Raw genomic sequence first — 17,146 nt, 5'->3', positions numbered from 1 at the left:
GGCATGAAACTGGGGGAATCGAGCATGGGAAGCTGGCTTGCGAGAAAGAAACCCGAAGTTTTACCCGACGCCGAACTCGAAGGTGCCGCACCGGTGCCCGAGAGCGCTCCGGCGCCGCCTCCGCGAAGGGAGCGTTCCGAAAATATCGGACTGAGCCGATATGCAATGCTGGTCGGCGCGATGCTGCTGTGGATACTCGGCGCGTTCTTCGTCTGGCAGGCATGGCTCGTCTATACCGAGCAGGACGACGAGGCACAAATCAGCGCCGCGCGTGACAGCGAAATCAAGGTCGTAAGCCAAACGCTGACCGACGCGCGCGTGCGGCTGCAGCAGGTGCTGGCGAGCGAAGCGGTCACGGCGCCGCTCGCGCAATCCTGGGAAGACGGCCATGCCGCGGCGAGCGAAGCCGCGAAGCAGGCGCTGCCCGAGCTGGCCGGCATCTATTTCCACCGTCCCGACATCTCCGACGTACTGACGAGCGACTTCGCCAAGACCGGCTACGCGCGCTCGGCCATGCTCGTGCAGGCCAGCCGCACGCATGAGCCTGCGCCGGCGCAATCGATGATGAGCGAAGGCGGTAAACGCGTACTCGTGTTCGCGCAGCCGGTGATGCTTGAAAAGCAGATTGTCGCTTACGCCTACGCCGAACTGCCGTTCGATCTGGTGACCGCGGCGTTTCGCAAAGTCGATCCCGGCGCCGGCAAACTCGAGCTGCGTCAAGGCACCGGCGGCAACGATCTGGTGCTGGCGAGCGTCGGTTCAGCAGCCGGCGATGTGGTGGACAATGTCGGCAAACCGATAGCGAACAGCCTGTTTCGTGTCGGCTTCGTGAAGCCTTCGTCGCTGATCGTCGCCCCACACAGTCTGGTTGTCTGTGGGTTGCTCGCCTTGCTGGCACTCTTTGCCGGCGGAATAATGTTCTACGCTCGCCTGGTCGGCTGGCGCGAGGCGTTCGATTCGATGTTGCGGCGCAAGCAGGCCGGGAGTGTGAACGCCATGGAAGAACTACCACAGGAAACCGTGCCGATGTCCGCACCCCAGACTCAATCCGCCCGCCCCGAAGCGGTCGAAGAAAAAGATGTTCACGTCAGCCGCAGCATGTTCCGCGCCTACGATATCCGCGGCGTGCTCGGCAAAACCTTGAATGCCGATGTCGCGCGCCTGATCGGCCGCGCGATCGGCAGCGAAATGGCGAGCCGCGGCCTGAGCACCATCGCGGTCGGCCGCGACGGGCGTTTGTCCGGGCCGAGCCTGTCCGCCGCGCTGATCGAAGGCCTGCGCGCGAGCGGCGCGCACGTTACCGACATCGGCGCCGCGCCGACGCCGGTGCTGTACTTCGCCACGCATCACCTCGAGCTCGGCTCGGGCGTCATGGTCACCGGCAGCCACAATCCGCCCGACTACAACGGGTTCAAGATCGTGCTCGGCGGCGAGACGCTGGCCGAAGACGCGATCCAGAAGCTGTATACGCGCATCGTCGAGAAAGACTTTACGAGCGGCGCAGGCATGCTCGAGAAGCGCGACCTGAGCCAGGACTATATCGAGCGCATCGCCGGCGACGTGCGCCTGCATCGTCCGCTCAAGATCGTTATCGACTGCGGCAACGGCATACCGGGCGCGATCGCGCCGCAGCTGTTCGAGCGCATCGGCGCCGACGTCGTGCCGCTGTTTTGCGAAGTCGACGGCAATTTCCCGAACCACCACCCCGATCCGTCCGATCTGCACAATCTCGAAGACCTGATCCTGACGGTCAAACAGATCAAGGCCGACCTCGGCATCGCCTTCGACGGCGACGGCGATCGTCTCGGTGTGGTTACGCCTGCGGGCGAAGTGATCTTCCCCGATCGCACCCTGATGCTGTTCGCGCAGGACGTGCTCTCGCGTAATCCGGGCGCGACGATCATCTACGACGTGAAATGCACCGGCAAGCTGGCGCCCGTGATCGAGGCAGCAGGCGGTACGCCGCTGATGTGGCGCACTGGGCACTCGCTGATCAAGGGCAAGATGCGCGAGACGGGCTCGGCGCTGGCTGGCGAGATGAGCGGGCACTTCTTCTTCAAGGAGCGCTGGTACGGTTTCGACGATGGCCTCTATGCGGGCGCGCGTCTGCTCGAGATTCTGTCCGGCGACGCGCAGCAGCGCATGCCGCAGGAAGTGTTCGAGTCGCTGCCGAACAGTGTTTCGACGCCGGAACTCAAGATTGAGCTGGCCGAGGGCGAGCACTACAAATTCATCGAGCGTTTCCAGAAGGAAGCGAAGTTCGAGGGCGCCCACATCAACACGATCGACGGCGTGCGCGCCGACTGGCCGGACGGCTGGGGCCTCGTGCGCGCGTCGAACACGACGCCGGTCCTGGTTCTGCGCTTCGATGCGGAGAATATGGAAGCGCTCAAGCGCGTGCAGAATGTTTTCCGTGCGCAACTGCTCACGATCAATCCGAAGCTGAAGTTGCCGTTCTAACGCGCTTCCGCGCCGCGATCATTTCGATCGCGGCGCCGCTCAGTGTCAGTCCGCGGGTTTCGCCTGTTGCGCGCGTAGCTCGCGATAGTGCAGCAGCTCGGCTTGGCCCTTTTGCTCTGTCGCCGCGCGCAGCGCGAGTTTGTCGGCGATGAATTTCTTCTGCCCTTCGACATTCGTGCGCAAGGTCTCGATCTGTTGCTTGACCGGCGCAGGCACGGGTTTGCCGTCGCGCTCGAAGGTCGAAGCATAGAGCAACTGTTCGGCGAGGCTCTTCTCCTGGTCGGCTTGACTGACCTTGACATTGGCGACGTCCAGGTCGATCGCGGCGATGCGCTTCTTCTGCGCTTCGATCAGAGCGTCCTCGGATGGGTAGGCCTGCAGTAACTGCCGATCGGCCTGTTCGACATCGGCGGCGTGCTGCTTCTCCTGGGCCAGCGAAGCCGCGGTCCTGGCGTCCGATTTCTTTTCCTCAGCGGTTTTCACGTGGTCGACGTGCTTGACCACGCGGCCGCGTGAGTCGATCACGTCATAGCCTGCACGCAGCGCTTCGGGTGTCGGCGAATCGGCGTACTGCACGACGCCGCGCGCGTCGGTCCAGCGGTAGCGGTTGTGCGTGCCGCTCTCTTGCGCAAAAGCCTGCGACGCAGTGAAGACAAGCGTCAAGGCCAAAGTGGTGGTCAGTCGCATGAAGGAATCCCCGTTTCGCGCAGCATACTCGATCCCAGGCGATCGATTCGCGCATGTTGCCGCATCATTCTTTTGCCGCATACGCCTGCCGATAGGCCTCCATGCGCTCGCGGTGCACGGACAATTCGGGACGTGCGGCAATCAGTCCGAACAGTTCGGCGAGGCGCGCGATGGCGATCACGGGGATGCCGAACTCGCGTTCGACTTCCTGCACCGCCGACAGCGCTCCCTGGCCGCGTTCCTGGCGGTCGAGCGCGATCAGAATGCCCGCGGCGGTCGCGCCCTGCGCGGCGATCAGGGCGAGCGATTCGCGGATCGCCGTGCCCGCGGTGATCACGTCGTCGACGATCAACACGCGGCCTTGGAGCGGCGCACCGATGACGACACCGCCCTCACCGTGGGTCTTCGCCTCCTTGCGGTTGAACGCGACGGGCACATCGCGCCCAGCCGAGCCGGCCAGGGCGATCGCGGTCGCCGTCGAGAGGGAAATACCCTTGTAGGCCGGGCCGAACAGCATGTCGAACTCGATGCCCGATTCGAGCGCGGCCTGCGCATACGCTTGCCCGAGCGTCGCCAGCGCGGCGCCAGAATCAATCATGCCTGCGTTGAAGAAATACGGGCTGATGCGGCCCGATTTGAGCGTGAATTCGCCGAAGCGCAGCGCGTTCTTGGCCAGGGCCAATTCGAGGAAGGATTGCTGGTGGGGTTTCATCGCGGCCGGAGTCGGGAATCGGGAGCGGGAATCGTAAAAGAAAGACGCCGTTCTGTCGCTGCGCACAGGCCGCGCGAATCGGCTACGCTTTGGTTCCCGCTCTCCGAATTCCGATCCTCGTGAAAATCCTCACCTTCAATGCCAACGGCATCCGTTCCGCCGCGAACAAGGGGTTCTTCGACTGGTTGAAGACGCAGAATGCCGACGTCGTCTGCCTGCAGGAAACCAAGGCGCAGGAGGATCAGCTCAGTGATCCGATGTTCCGTCCGGACGGACATCATTGTTTTTACCGTGACGCGACGACGAAGAAAGGCTATTCCGGCGTCGCGATCTATTCGAAACGCGAGCCGGACGAGGTGCGCACCGCGCTCGGCTGGGCGCCGTTCGACGACGAAGGCCGCTACATCGAAGCGCGCTACGGCAAGCTCAGCGTGGTGTCGTTCTATATCCCGTCCGGTTCCTCGGGCGAGGAACGCCAGGGGTTCAAATTCCAGGTGATGGACTGGCTCAAGCCGATCTTCGCGGAATGGCTCAAGTCGGGGCGCGACTACGTGCTCTGCGGCGACTGGAACATCGTGCGCGCGAAGAACGACATCAAGAACTGGTCCTCGAACCAGAAGAATTCCGGCTGCCTGCCCGAGGAGCGCAACTGGCTCAACGGCCTCATCGCCGACGCGCACGGCGACGGCGCGAGCACGCCGCCGAAAACCGGTTGGCATGATGCGTTTCGCGTCGCCAAGCCCGATACGGTTGAGTACACCTGGTGGTCGAACCGCGGCGGCGCGCGCGCAAACAACGTCGGTTGGCGCATCGACTACCAGATCATCACGCCCGGTCTGCGCGAGCGCGTGAAATCCTGCGCGGTCACGCCGGCGCCGCGTTTCTCCGACCACGCGCCGTTTCTCGTCGAATACAAGTGAGCGAACTGCTGCAGCGTTGGCGCGCCGCGCTCGGCGATTACGCGCGCGCCGACGTGCGCGCGATGTTGCTGCTCGGTTTCGCGGCCGGCCTGCCGTTTCCGCTTGTGCTGACGACGCTGTCGGCACGGCTGCGCCAGGGCGGCATTGACCGCACCACGATCGGCTACTTCAGTCTGGTCGGCCTGGCCTACTCGCTCAAGTTCCTCTGGTCGCCGATCGTCGACCGACTAGCCCTGCCGCTGTTGGGCCGGCTCGGCCGCCGCCGCAGTTGGATGCTGCTTGCCCAGTTCGGCATCCTGTTCGGCATCGTCGCCATGGCGCTGACCGATCCGACCGCACACGCCGAGAGCATTGCCTTGTTCGCGGTGATCACCGCCTTCGCCTCGGCGACGCAGGATATCGCGCTCGACGCCTATCGCATCGATTCCGCCGAGCCGCAATGGCAGGGTGCGCTCGCAGCCGCGTATCAGGTCGGCTATCAATGCGCACTGATCACCGGCGGCGCGGGCGCGCTGTACGCGGCGTCGAAAAGCGGCTGGACCACGGCTTATCTGATCATGGCCCTCTGTTTCGCCATCGGGCCGCTGACGATTCTGTTCATGCGCGAACCGCAGGCGCCGGTTTCGCGCGCAACGAAGGCGCAGGAGGCGCGCGTCGTTGCCTTCCTCGAACGTTCCGCGCACTGGCCGGCCGCATTGCGCAGTGTGGCGGCATGGCTGCTCGGCGCGATTGTCAGCCCGATCGTCGATTTCTTCACGCGCAACGGCTGGCGTGTCGCCGTGCCGCTGCTCGCGCTCATCGTCACCTATCGGCTCAACTACACCACGATGGGCGTCGCGGCGATTCCGTTCTACGTCGATCTCGGCTACACGCTCGACAGCATTGCGCTGATCTCGAAGGGCTACGGTGTGGCGCTGACGCTCGGTGGCGCGATCCTGGCCGGCTATCTGGTCAAACGCATCGGTATTCCGGCGACTTTGCTGCTCGGCGTTGTCCTGTTGTCGTGCGCCAATCTGCTCTATGCCTACTCGGCCGACCAGCTCGCGTCCTTCCTCGCCCAGCATGCGGCAGATCCGAAACATGTGCTCGAACCGGATCGCATCTGGCTGACGGCGATGGTCAGTCTCGACAATATCGCCAATGGCATTGCCGGCACCGCGTTCATCGCTTTTATGTCGTCGCTGACCAATGTGGCCTATACGGCCACGCAGTACGCGCTATTCGGCACGCTTTGGAGCCTGCCGGCGAAGTCGTTGGCCAGCCAGTGGGGCGCGATCGTGGACCACTTCGGCTATCCGGCCTTTTTTGTCTATACCGCCGTGACCGGAGTGCCGGCGATCCTGCTTGTGCTGTGGCTGCTGCGCCGCTCAGGCCGAGTAAATACCGCCTAGCACGCGCGGTCCGCGTGCGCCGGTGACCGTGTGCACGTTCGGCGCGGCGCGATTTTCGAGGCGCTCGCGCGCGAGCCAGGCGAACGTCATCGCCTCGACAAAGTCGGGATCGATGCCGATTTCGGCGACGCTGGCGACCGGAATGGGCGCAAGGGCATCGCCGATCGCCGCCATCAGAACGGGATTGTGCACGCCGCCTCCGCAGACCCAGACTTCGCGCACGTCGCGCGCATGTGTGCGGATCGCATCGGCGATCGTGAGCGCCGACAACGCAACGAGGGTGGCCTGGACGTTTTTCGGCGCGATGGCGAGGCCGCGCAGATGTTCGGCGAGCCAGGTCAGGTGGAAAACTTCGCGTCCGGTGCTTTTCGGCGGCGGCTCGGCGAAGTACGGATCGGAGAGCAGACGCTTGAGCAGGGTTTCGTCGACGCGGCCCGACGCGGCAAAGGCACCGTTCTTGTCGTAAGGCAGATCGAGATGCTTGGCGACCCATGCGTCGAGCAGGCAGCTTGCCGGGCCGGTGTCGAAGCCGCGCAGCGGTTTCTTTCCATCGCCGGAGAGGATCGTGATGTTGGCGATGCCGCCGAGGTTGAGCACGACGCGACTGCCCTTGGTCGGTGTGCTTTTGTCCTTTGCGAGCATCGCGGCGTGGAACGCCGGCGCGAGTGGTGCGCCGTGGCCGCCTGCGGCGAGATCGCGGCGGCGGAAATCGGCGACTGTCGTCACCCGGGTCAATTCGGCGATGACGTTCGGATCGCCGAGCTGCATCGTATAAGGCGCTTCGCCGAGCGGACGATGGCGCACGGTCTGACCATGGGAGCCGAGGGCGCGGATCTGATCGGGATCGATACCTTCCCGGCGTAGCAATTTCAGGGCTGCCGCAGCGAATGTGCGCGCGATTTCGACATCGAGGCCGCCGAACTCATCGAGCGAGATGCGGCCGTCGCCCTGGGCGAGCGCGAGGATGCGTAGGCGCAGTTTTTCCGGATAGGGAAAGGTCAAACTGGCGAGCAGCTTCGGTCGGCGCGCAAACGAGGCCAGCGCGACATCAATGCCGTCGGCGCTGGTACCGGAAATCAGACCGAGATAGAGCGAGGCCATGCGTGTTTCCGATCAAAATCCGAACGCTCTGCAGAAAGCCCGCAGAACGCGTCGGAACACTTCAAAGGGAATGCTGTCCCATTGGTCGCCTCGACGTTCGCTTGTGCCTTTACGCTGCAATGCCAGACGCCGGGTTTACTTCGCCGAAGCGAGCTGCGTGGCTTCCAGCTTGTTGAGGCGCGCCAACATTGACTGTGTCTGGCTGCGGAAACGTGCCAGCTCGGCGCCCGGAAGCGGTTCCGGCGGCAGCGTCGTCACGGTCAACGGATTGCGATGCTGGCCGTCGATGCGGAATTCATAGTGCAGATGCGGACCGGTGGCGAGGCCCGTCATGCCGACATAACCGATCGTTTGGCCCTGGCCGACGTGCTGGCCGACCTGGGCATTGCCGAAGCGCGACATGTGTCCGTACAGAGTCGTGTTGTGCGCGTTGTGCTGCACTATAACGACGTTGCCGTAGCCGGGCTGCCAACCGCGGAACGCGATCTTGCCGTCGCCGGCGGCGCGAATCGGCGTGCCCTGCGGCGCCGCGTAGTCGACGCCTTTGTGCGCGCGCATCGTGCCGAGAATCGGGTGCATGCGCGCCACTGAGAAAAACGAGGTGATGCGGGTGAAATCGAGCGGCGTGCGCAAGAAGCTCTTCTTGAGCGGACGGCCTTCCGCGCTGTAGTAGCTGGTCTCGCCGGCGCTGTTGGTGAAGCGGAACGCCGAATAGCGCTTGCCTTTGTTGACGAAGGTCGCGGCGATGATATCGCCGTCGCGCAGGCGCTCGCCCTCGCGGTAGACATCGTCGTAGATCACGGTGAAGCTGTCGCCCTGGCGCAGATCCTGGGCGAAGTCGATGTCGTAGCCGAACGCGTTGGCGAGCTTGAGCACCATCGCGTCGCTCAGGCCGGCTTCTTCGCCTGCGCCGAACAGCGACGAGTCGATGACGCCGCGAGCGACCTGGGTGCGGCGCTCGACGTTGCGGTCAAGTTCAATCTGCTTGATGCCGTTGGTGCGGAAGCTGGCGATGACGCGCGTGCGGTCGTCGCGGTCGAAACGGATCGCGCGCAGCGAGCCGTCGTCGTTGTTCAAGAATGCGAATTCGTCGCCCGGATGAATGCTGCGCAGACAGGATGCGTTGCCCGGCTCATCGAGCAGGCGCGCCAAGTCGGTCGCGTTGAGGCCCTGCTGTTGGAAGATGTCGGCCAGTGTCTGGCCGGATTTCACTTTGACTACCTGCCATGCGCTGTCATCGGTCAGAGGATCGCTGTTCGCGTGATCGAGTGCGGCAGACAGGGCCGCGTCTTCTGGCGATAATGTCGGCAGCGGAAGATCGAGCGTCGTGCGCGGAACGCTGCCCGAGTCGCGCATCGCAACCGCCCAGGTCGGAATCGTTGCACCTGCGGCGATCAGCACGGCGACGATGGCGCCGGCGAGAACGACGTGACGACGGCGCCACGACAGTGGCGACTTCGCCAGGTTTTGTATAAAAGTCCACTTTGCTGCATCAGTGGAGATGTCGGCAACGCCGTTCTGCGGGTCGATTCGCGTGGCGCAGGAATGAGGTGCGCCCTGGGCGCCGGAGTCGTTATTGTTCAGGTTCACGGCCGGTTTCCGACAAAACAGGCCGTACCATATCCAGTCGATAAGCTTGCGTCAATTCTTTGTTTTTCAAGGGGTTCTAGTACGTTTCTCGAATAATGATTTTTTAACCTCGACCCGCCGGAAACTGAACGGATCGGGTCGTTCATACCGATGTACTTCTGCCTGAAAGTGGATGGAAAACGATGTCAGCAACGACCAAGCCAGAAATTGAAGCCGCGCTGGACCTGATCGGCCGCGGCGCCGACGAAATCATCAAGCGCGAAGACCTGGAGGCGAGGCTAAAGCTCGGCCGGCCGCTGCGGATCAAGGCAGGTTTCGACCCGACCGCGCCGGACCTGCATCTCGGCCACACCGTATTGCTGAACAAGATGCGCCAGTTCCAGGACCTCGGTCACCAGGTCATTTTCCTGATCGGCGACTTCACCGGCATGATCGGCGACCCGACCGGAAAGAACGTTACGCGCAAGCCGCTCAGTCGCGAGGATATCGAGGCGAATGCGAGGACTTATGCGGACCAGGTGTTCAAGGTGCTCGACAAGGAAAAAACCGAAGTCCGCTTCAATTCTGAATGGTTCGGCAAAATGGATGCGGCTGGCATGATCAAGCTTGCGGCCAAACACACGGTCGCGCGCATGCTCGAGCGCGATGATTTCGCCAAACGCTATAAGGGCAATCAGCCGATCGCGATCCACGAATTTCTCTATCCGCTCGTTCAGGGCTACGACTCTGTTGCACTGCAATGCGACGTCGAGCTCGGCGGTACCGATCAGAAATTCAACTTGCTGGTCGGCCGGCAACTGCAGGAAGAGGCGGGCCAGCTGCCGCAGATCGTATTGACGATGCCGCTGCTCGAAGGCCTCGACGGCGTCGCCAAGATGTCGAAGTCGCTGGGCAACTACATAGGCATCAACGAGCCGGCGATCGATATCGTCAACAAGACGATGAAAATCGGCGACGAGCTGATGTGGCGCTGGTACGAGCTTTTGAGTCTCGATCGCTCCGCGGGGGAAATCGAGGCGATGAAGAACGAAGTGGCCTCGGGCGGCCTGCACCCGCGCGACGCCAAGCTTGCTTTGGCGCGTGAATTGGCCGCGCGCTTCCAGGGGGCGGCTGAGGCTGAGCGCGCGATCGAGCAATGGAACGCGCTGGTGCGCGAACAACGCGTGGACGTTGATCTGCCGTTACAGGACGTCACGGTGCCCGCCGAGGGCATTCGCGTTGCGCCGCTGTTTGTTGCGGCGAAGCTGGCGGCGAGCAATTCCGAAGTGGCGCGCAAGCTCAATGAGCGCGCCGTGCGTATCGACGGCGCCGTCGTCGAGGATCGCGAACGCGTGCTCGCGGTGGGCGGCGAGCATCTGCTGCAGATAGGCAAGCGTTCGTTTGCACGAGTGCGTTTGGTCGCTGCGTAGCAAGGCGCATCCCGGGCGAAAAAAACTGCACGCGAGAGGGCTTGACGAATCGAGGATTGGTTGTAGGATTCGCGGCCCTGAGTTGATCGTCCAATGCGGGCGGAAGACGAAAGGGACGATTTTCAGGGATCGCAGCAACGCCGAAACAGAAAGTTGATTTCGGGGTGTTGACGAATCGAAAATTGGTTGTAGGATTCGCGGCCCTAAGTTGATCGCCCGGTGCGGGCGGAAGACGAAAGGGACGATCTTCCGGGATCGCAGCAACGCCGAAGCAGAAAGTTGATTTCGGGGTGTTGACGAAACGGAAATCGGGTGTAAGATTCGCCCCCCTTCGATTGGTGCCGCCGCTGGCGAGATCGAAGGGACGGAATCCCGGCAAAACTTTTCGAAAAAAACTTTCAAAAAGGTGTTGACGGTTTCGAAAATGGTTGTATAGTAGGCGGCTCTCTCGGACGAAATGTTCGGGACGCGAAAGCGGAAACGCTAAGCAAGAATTCGATCTTTGACAGTGTGCGCAGGTGACTTGTGTGGGCGCCTTGGGGTGGACAACACGTCCATCGAATCAAGAGCGTCATCAAGTCGATCGAGAAATCGATCAAAATTTGAGTAATCAAAAAAGCTTGGTTTCACTCTCTAAAGTAATTTGTCAGCAGCAATGTTGACTGCAATTTCAACTGAAGAGTTTGATCCTGGCTCAGAGTGAACGCTGGCGGCATGCCTAACACATGCAAGTCGAACGGCAGCACAGCAGTAGCAATACTGTGGGTGGCGAGTGGCGGACGGGTGAGGAATACATCGGAATTTGCCCTGTCGTGGGGGATAACGTAGGGAAACTTACGCTAATACCGCATACGACCTAACGGTGAAAGCGGGGGATCGCAAGACCTCGCGCGGCTGGAGAAGCCGATGTCAGATTAGCTAGTTGGCGGGGTAAAGGCCCACCAAGGCGACGATCTGTAGCTGGTCTGAGAGGATGATCAGCCACACTGGGACTGAGACACGGCCCAGACTCCTACGGGAGGCAGCAGTGGGGAATATTGGACAATGGGCGCAAGCCTGATCCAGCAATGCCGCGTGTGTGAAGAAGGCCTTCGGGTTGTAAAGCACTTTTATCTGGAACGAAACACGCAAGGTTAATACCTTTGCGGACTGACGGTACCAGAGGAATAAGCACCGGCTAACTTCGTGCCAGCAGCCGCGGTAATACGAAGGGTGCAAGCGTTACTCGGAATTACTGGGCGTAAAGCGTGAGTAGGTGGTTTCTTAAGTCTGCTGTGAAAGCCCCGGGCTCAACCTGGGAATTGCAGTGGATACTGGGAAGCTAGAGTGCGGTAGAGGGTAGTGGAATTCCCGGTGTAGCGGTGAAATGCGTAGAGATCGGGAGGAACACCAGTGGCGAAGGCGGCTACCTGGACCAGCACTGACACTGAGTCACGAAAGCGTGGGGAGCAAACAGGATTAGATACCCTGGTAGTCCACGCCCTAAACGATGCGAACTGGATGTTGGGTGCAACTTGGCACTCAGTATCGAAGCTAACGCGTTAAGTTCGCCGCCTGGGGAGTACGGTCGCAAGACTGAAACTCAAAGGAATTGACGGGGGCCCGCACAAGCGGTGGAGTATGTGGTTTAATTCGATGCAACGCGAAGAACCTTACCTGGCCTTGACATGTCCGGAATCCTGCAGAGATGCGGGAGTGCCTTCGGGAATCGGAACACAGGTGCTGCATGGCTGTCGTCAGCTCGTGTCGTGAGATGTTGGGTTAAGTCCCGCAACGAGCGCAACCCTTGTCCTTAGTTGCCAGCACGTAATGGTGGGAACTCTAAGGAGACCGCCGGTGACAAACCGGAGGAAGGTGGGGATGACGTCAAGTCATCATGGCCCTTACGGCCAGGGCTACACACGTACTACAATGGGAGGTACAGAGGGTTGCGAAGCCGCGAGGCGAAGCCAATCCCAGAAAACCTCTCTCAGTCCGGATCGTAGTCTGCAACTCGACTACGTGAAGTCGGAATCGCTAGTAATCGCGAATCAGCATTGTCGCGGTGAATACGTTCCCGGGCCTTGTACACACCGCCCGTCACACCATGGGAGTTGGTTGCTCCAGAAGCAGGTAGTCTAACCGCAAGGGGGACGCTTGCCACGGAGTGGTCAATGACTGGGGTGAAGTCGTAACAAGGTAGCCGTATCGGAAGGTGCGGCTGGATCACCTCCTTTCGAGAACGACGTGCACTCCACGGCGTCCACACAAGACACCTGCATTCAGAAGCATTCGGGCCTAGGGCTTTTCGGCCCCGGCGCCCAAGCACTATCCGGGGCTGTAGCTCAGCTGGGAGAGCACCTGCTTTGCAAGCAGGGGGTCAGCGGTTCGATCCCGCTCAGCTCCACCAGTTTTGCGAATACCCAGATTTAATCGACCGAAATGGTTCGATCGTTGGGTCTGTAGCTCAGGTGGTTAGAGCGCACCCCTGATAAGGGTGAGGCCGGTGGTTCGAGTCCTCCCAGACCCACCACTCTCGACGAGTACGTCGAAAGCAACATCTTCTGAATGCCTGCACACTAAACGAATTTTTCTTGCCGAGCGTTGAAGCTCGACAAGGTTCTTTGACAACTTGGGACGTAACAAGCGTCTGATCTCTCACCGAGATTAGATGTGTCGTTGAGGCAATTAGGCGATTTATCAGTAAGTTGATCGATCCGAAGGCAACTTTGGGTTATATGATCAAGCGAATAAGCGTCTACGGTGGATGCCTTGGCGGTCAGAGGCGATGAAGGACGTGACAGCCTGCGAAAAGCATGGGGGAGCCGGCAATAGGCATTGATCCCGTGATGTCCGAATGGGGAAACCCACCTCGCAAGAGGTATCCCAATCTGAATATATAGGATTGGGAAGCGAACCCAGGGAACTGAAATATCTCAGTACCTGGAGGAAAAGAAATCAACCGAGATTCCGCTAGTAGCGACGAGCGAACGCGGATTAGCCCAAAAGTCGTATATGTTTTAGTCGAACGGTCTGGAAAGTCCGGCCATAGCGGGTGATAGCCCCGTAGGCGAAAGGGCATATACGATGAAAGTGAGTAAGGCGGGGCACGTGAAACCCTGTCTGAACATGGGAGGACCATCTTCCAAGGCTAAATACTCCTGACCGACCGATAGCGAACCAGTACCGTGAGGGAAAGGCGAAAAGAACCCCGGAGAGGGGAGTGAAATAGAACCTGAAACCGTAGATGTACAAGCAGTGGAAGCCCGCAAGGGCGACTGCGTACCTTTTGTATAATGGGTCAGCGACTTACTTGTCTGTGGCAAGCTTAACCGTATAGGGAAGGCGAAGGGAAACCGAGTCTGAATAGGGCGAATAGTCGCAGGCAGTAGACCCGAAACCAGGTGATCTAGCCATGCCCAGGGTGAAGGTGCGGTAACACGCACTGGAGGCCCGAACCCACTCCTGTTGCAAAAGTAGGGGATGAGGTGTGGCTAGGAGTGAAAAGCTAACCGAACCTGGAGATAGCTGGTTCTCCTCGAAAGCTATTTAGGTAGCGCCTCGTGCGAACACTCTTGGGGGTAGAGCACTGTTATGGCTAGCGGGTCATCGCGACTTAGCAAACCATGGCAAACTCCGAATACCAAGAAGTGCTACACGGGAGACACACGGCGGGTGCGAACGTCCGTCGTGAAAAGGGAAACAACCCAGACCCGCAGCTAAGGTCCCAAAATCATCGCTCAGTGGAAAACGATGTGGAAAGGCATAAACAGCCAGGAGGTTGGCTTAGAAGCAGCCACCCTTTAAAGAAAGCGTAATAGCTCACTGGTCGAGTCGGTCTGCGCGGAAGATTTAACGGGGCTAAGCGATGTACCGAAGCTCGGGGTGCATAGTCTTCGATTATGCGCGGTAGAGGAGCGTTCTGTACGCCTGCGAAGGTGGATCGATAGGTCTGCTGGAGGTATCAGAAGCGCGAATGCTGACATGAGTAACGATAATGGGGGTGAAAAGCCCCCACGCCGAAAGCCCAAGGTTTCCTCGCGCAACGTTCATCGGCGCAGGGTGAGTCGGTCCCTAAGGCGAGGCGGAAACGCGTAGTCGATGGGAATCTGGTTAATATTCCAGAACCGCTCGTGATTGCGATGGAGTGACGGAGAAGGTTAGGTGTACCGGGCGTTGGTTGTCCCGGGGAAAGGCGGTAGGTGTGATCTCTTGGCAAATCCGGAGGTCTCTACACCGAGCACCGAGACGAGTCCTTTTAGGACGAAGTCACTGATACCACGCTTCCAGGAAAAACTTCTAAGCTTCAGATCACGAGGACCGTACCGTAATCCGACACAGGTAGGCAGGGTGAGAATCCCAAGGCGCTTGAGAGAACTCGGGTGAAGGAACTAGGCAACATAGCACCGTAACTTCGGGAGAAGGTGCACCCAAGATCGTGGCTACATGCGTAGCTGAGCGATCCTGGGTCGCAGTGACCAGGCCGCTGCGACTGTTTATCAAAAACACAGCACTCTGCAAACACGAAAGTGGACGTATAGGGTGTGACGCCTGCCCGGTGCTGGAAGGTTAATTGATGGGGTCAGCCGCAAGGCGAAGCTCTTGATCGAAGCCCCAGTAAACGGCGGCCGTAACTATAACGGTCCTAAGGTAGCGAAATTCCTTGTCGGGTAAGTTCCGACCTGCACGAATGGCGTAACGACAGCGGCGCTGTCTCCACCCGAGACTCAGTGAAATTGAAATCGCTGTGAAGATGCAGCGTTCCCGTGGCAAGACGGAAAGACCCCGTGAACCTTTACTATAGCTTTACACTGAACGTTGAGTTCTTCTGTGTAGGATAGGTGGGAGGCTACGAAGTGCAGGCGCTAGCTTGCATGGAGCCATCCTTGAAATACCACCCTGAAGTGCTTGACGTTCTAACCTAGGCCCGTAATCCGGGTCGGGGACCGTGTATGGTGGGTAGTTTGACTGGGGCGGTCTCCTCCCAAAGAGTAACGGAGGAGCACGAAGGTACGCTCAGCACGGTCGGACATCGTGCAATGTGTGTAAAGGCATAAGCGTGCTTGACTGCGAGATCGACGGATCAAGCAGGTACGAAAGTAGGTCTTAGTGATCCGGTGGTTCTGTATGGAAGGGCCATCGCTCAACGGATAAAAGGTACTCCGGGGATAACAGGCTGATACTGCCCAAGAGTTCATATCGACGGCAGTGTTTGGCACCTCGATGTCGGCTCATCACATCCTGGGGCTGTAGCCGGTCCCAAGGGTATGGCTGTTCGCCATTTAAAGTGGTACGCGAGCTGGGTTCAGAACGTCGTGAGACAGTTCGGTCCCTATCTGCCATGGGCGTTGGATGTTTGAGAGGGGCTGCTCCTAGTACGAGAGGACCGGAGTGGACGTATCTCTGGTGTTCCGGTTGTCACGCCAGTGGCACTGCCGGGTAGCTATATACGGAAGCGATAACCGCTGAAAGCATCTAAGCGGGAAGCGCGCCTCAAGATGAGACATCCCGGAGCTTAAGCTCCCTAAAGGAACCATCAAGACTAGGTGGTTGATAGGTCAGGTGTGTATCGCAGTAATGCCGAGCTAACTGATACTAATGATCCGTGTGGCTTGATCATATAACTCAAAGTCGCTTTGAGTTATTCACTGAAAAGTAAATCTCTCAATCCTCAAGACACGTCGCTCGATGAGAGCTCGACGCAAGTTACGTCCCAAGTCCCAATGCTGGGTTTGCGCTGATCCGTAATCGGATTTGGCTTGCAAACCCCAACGGTTCCCTGGCGGAAACAGCAGTGTGGTCCCACCCGTTCCCATCCCGAACACGGAAGTGAAACGCACCCGCGCCGATGGTAGTGTGGCTTAAGCCATGTGAGAGTAGGTCACTGCCAGGGGCTTTACAAAAGAACCCCCAGCCGAAAGGCTGGGGGTTTTCTTTTGTTCGTATTTCAGGTTCTGTGGAGCGGATTCCCGGTGAAAAGCCACTGCTTATCCGGAGATACAGTCCGAAGTCTTGTCATTTTTCAAGGCAGACGGTCTGCAGAGCTTCGCCTGATTGGACGTAAATCAGCCCGATGCGCGCGTAGCGCATCGAAATCTACACCTCGCTGATGAACTCAGCTCCGTCATGGGAGCGCAGGGGTCTGCGTACTGCGCAACTCGACTAGTAAACCGAGTGCGCCGATAGCGATTGGTTTGCCTCATCAGCCCCGGCTTTGCGCGCAGAGTCCGGCTCAGAGCCCTCGCGAAACCACGTCCCTGAGCATCTATTACTCCGAGACCAATTCCTCACACGCGCGCTTGAGCCGAATCAACTCAGCCCCGAAATCTTTCAGAGGCCGAAGCTGTGATATCCGCGTTCCGCGAGCTTTGTTTTCGTGCTCGGCACGCCGCTTCGCGGTGCCGCATTTGGCGAGAGCTCTCTCGATGCCTACATGAAAGCGCGGGTTTGCCGGAAAAGAGCGGCGAGCAATGTCGAGCCCGATCTGGGCAAACCCGAGATTAAGTAAAAGTCACCTGCCCCCTACGCCAATGGTCCCGGATCGCCGCAAGCCATCCGGCTGGCGTTTACGCTCGATCGACGTGCCAGTCGAATGCTAAAACGGACCGGATTTCCCTTTTCCTAGTCTGAGCCGTTATCGCCTCGAGGGAAGCGTGATGCGGGGAAGGAAGCGACGAAGCGGACGTTGCCTGCAACGTCGGCGCTTCGTTTAGGTTCGTACCGACCAGAGCGTTTGTCGAATGTGCTTCGGTCCGGCGAACGAGTACTCGCCGCATATCGCGTTCAATGAGGGATTGATTCCATTTCGAGGCCCGTCGGGCACAGGAGAAAACACGTGACATTTGCTGTCGCTAGGCAACGTACACTTTGCGCATCGATTTCCGCAGCTCTGCTCGC

General features: G+C 59.7%; 8 protein-coding genes, 2 tRNA genes and 3 rRNA genes. 9 read left to right on the top strand and 4 right to left on the bottom strand.

Features of this window, described 5'->3' with window-relative positions; translation table 11 throughout:
• Positions 1–24 precede the first annotated feature (24 nt).
• Positions 25–2,460 carry a phosphomannomutase/phosphoglucomutase gene (locus tag FFS30_RS24415; protein ID WP_283235198.1) on the top strand — a complete coding sequence of 812 codons (2,436 nt, stop codon included), beginning with the start codon at positions 25–27 and terminating at the stop codon, positions 2,458–2,460.
• A gap of 45 nt (positions 2,461–2,505) precedes the next feature.
• Here FFS30_RS24415 and FFS30_RS07380 read toward each other — a convergent pair whose 3' ends face one another.
• Positions 2,506–3,147, bottom strand: coding sequence for a DUF4124 domain-containing protein (locus FFS30_RS07380; RefSeq protein ID WP_171014467.1), 642 nt, complete (start codon positions 3,145–3,147; stop codon positions 2,506–2,508).
• A 64-nt stretch (positions 3,148–3,211) separates the two neighbouring features.
• Entirely contained in the window at positions 3,212–3,859 is a 648-nt protein-coding gene (gene pyrE, locus FFS30_RS07375) for an orotate phosphoribosyltransferase (protein WP_137912403.1), read from the bottom strand.
• A 119-nt stretch (positions 3,860–3,978) separates the two neighbouring features.
• Here pyrE and FFS30_RS07370 point away from each other — a divergent pair, with 119 nt between their 5' ends.
• Both FFS30_RS07370 and FFS30_RS07365 read left to right on the top strand, forming a co-directional pair.
• A complete protein-coding gene (locus tag FFS30_RS07370; protein WP_137912402.1) occupies positions 3,979–4,779 on the top strand; it encodes an exodeoxyribonuclease III in 801 nt (266 codons plus the stop codon).
• Positions 4,776–6,170, top strand: coding sequence for an MFS transporter (locus FFS30_RS07365; protein WP_249352236.1), 1,395 nt, complete (start codon positions 4,776–4,778; stop codon positions 6,168–6,170). The genes FFS30_RS07370 and FFS30_RS07365 overlap by 4 nt, the downstream gene beginning before the upstream one ends.
• Here FFS30_RS07365 and FFS30_RS07360 read toward each other — a convergent pair.
• Positions 6,147–7,271, bottom strand: coding sequence for an anhydro-N-acetylmuramic acid kinase (locus FFS30_RS07360; protein WP_137912401.1), 1,125 nt, complete (start codon positions 7,269–7,271; stop codon positions 6,147–6,149). The genes FFS30_RS07365 and FFS30_RS07360 overlap by 24 nt on opposite strands.
• Positions 7,272–7,406: 135 nt before the next feature.
• Positions 7,407–8,861 (bottom strand): peptidoglycan DD-metalloendopeptidase family protein, encoded by a 1,455-nt coding sequence (locus tag FFS30_RS07355; protein ID WP_249352234.1) that lies wholly within the window; start codon positions 8,859–8,861, stop codon positions 7,407–7,409.
• A gap of 182 nt (positions 8,862–9,043) precedes the next feature.
• On the opposite strand from FFS30_RS07355, the gene tyrS reads away from it, so the two are divergent.
• From tyrS to rrf, 6 genes are all read left to right on the top strand, one after another.
• Positions 9,044–10,270, top strand: a complete 1,227-nt coding sequence (tyrS, locus tag FFS30_RS07350; RefSeq protein WP_137912400.1) for a tyrosine--tRNA ligase — start codon at positions 9,044–9,046, stop codon at positions 10,268–10,270.
• A gap of 671 nt (positions 10,271–10,941) precedes the next feature.
• A 16S ribosomal RNA gene (locus tag FFS30_RS07345) occupies positions 10,942–12,486 on the top strand.
• Positions 12,487–12,583: 97 nt separating this feature from the next.
• A tRNA-Ala gene (locus FFS30_RS07340) sits at positions 12,584–12,659 on the top strand.
• Between the two features lie 46 nt (positions 12,660–12,705).
• Positions 12,706–12,782, top strand: a tRNA-Ile gene (locus FFS30_RS07335).
• Between the two features lie 207 nt (positions 12,783–12,989).
• Positions 12,990–15,869 (top strand): 23S ribosomal RNA (locus FFS30_RS07330).
• Positions 15,870–16,027: 158 nt separating this feature from the next.
• Positions 16,028–16,142: ribosomal RNA gene (rrf, locus tag FFS30_RS07325) — 5S ribosomal RNA — on the top strand.
• The 16S, 23S and 5S rRNA genes sit together here with 2 tRNA genes alongside, the layout of an rRNA operon.
• The last annotated feature ends 1,004 nt before the right edge of the window (positions 16,143–17,146 follow it).

The organism is Rudaea sp. 3F27F6, from assembly GCF_005503555.1.
In the GTDB taxonomy this organism is placed as follows: domain Bacteria; phylum Pseudomonadota; class Gammaproteobacteria; order Xanthomonadales; family Rhodanobacteraceae; genus Rudaea.
Note: the sequence above shows the minus strand (reverse complement) of the source record. Positions and strands in the feature narration are given on the sequence as shown.

Excerpts from the sequence above, each read along its gene's own strand:
- FFS30_RS24415 (WP_283235198.1), top strand. The coding sequence starts at position 25 with ATGGGAAGCTGGCTTGCGAGAAAGAAACCCGAAGTTTTACCCGACGCC.
- FFS30_RS07380 (WP_171014467.1), bottom strand. The coding sequence starts at position 3,147 with ATGCGACTGACCACCACTTTGGCCTTGACGCTTGTCTTCACTGCGTCG.
- pyrE (WP_137912403.1), bottom strand. The coding sequence starts at position 3,859 with ATGAAACCCCACCAGCAATCCTTCCTCGAATTGGCCCTGGCCAAGAAC.
- FFS30_RS07360 (WP_137912401.1), bottom strand. The coding sequence starts at position 7,271 with ATGGCCTCGCTCTATCTCGGTCTGATTTCCGGTACCAGCGCCGACGGC.
- tyrS (WP_137912400.1), top strand. The coding sequence starts at position 9,044 with ATGTCAGCAACGACCAAGCCAGAAATTGAAGCCGCGCTGGACCTGATC.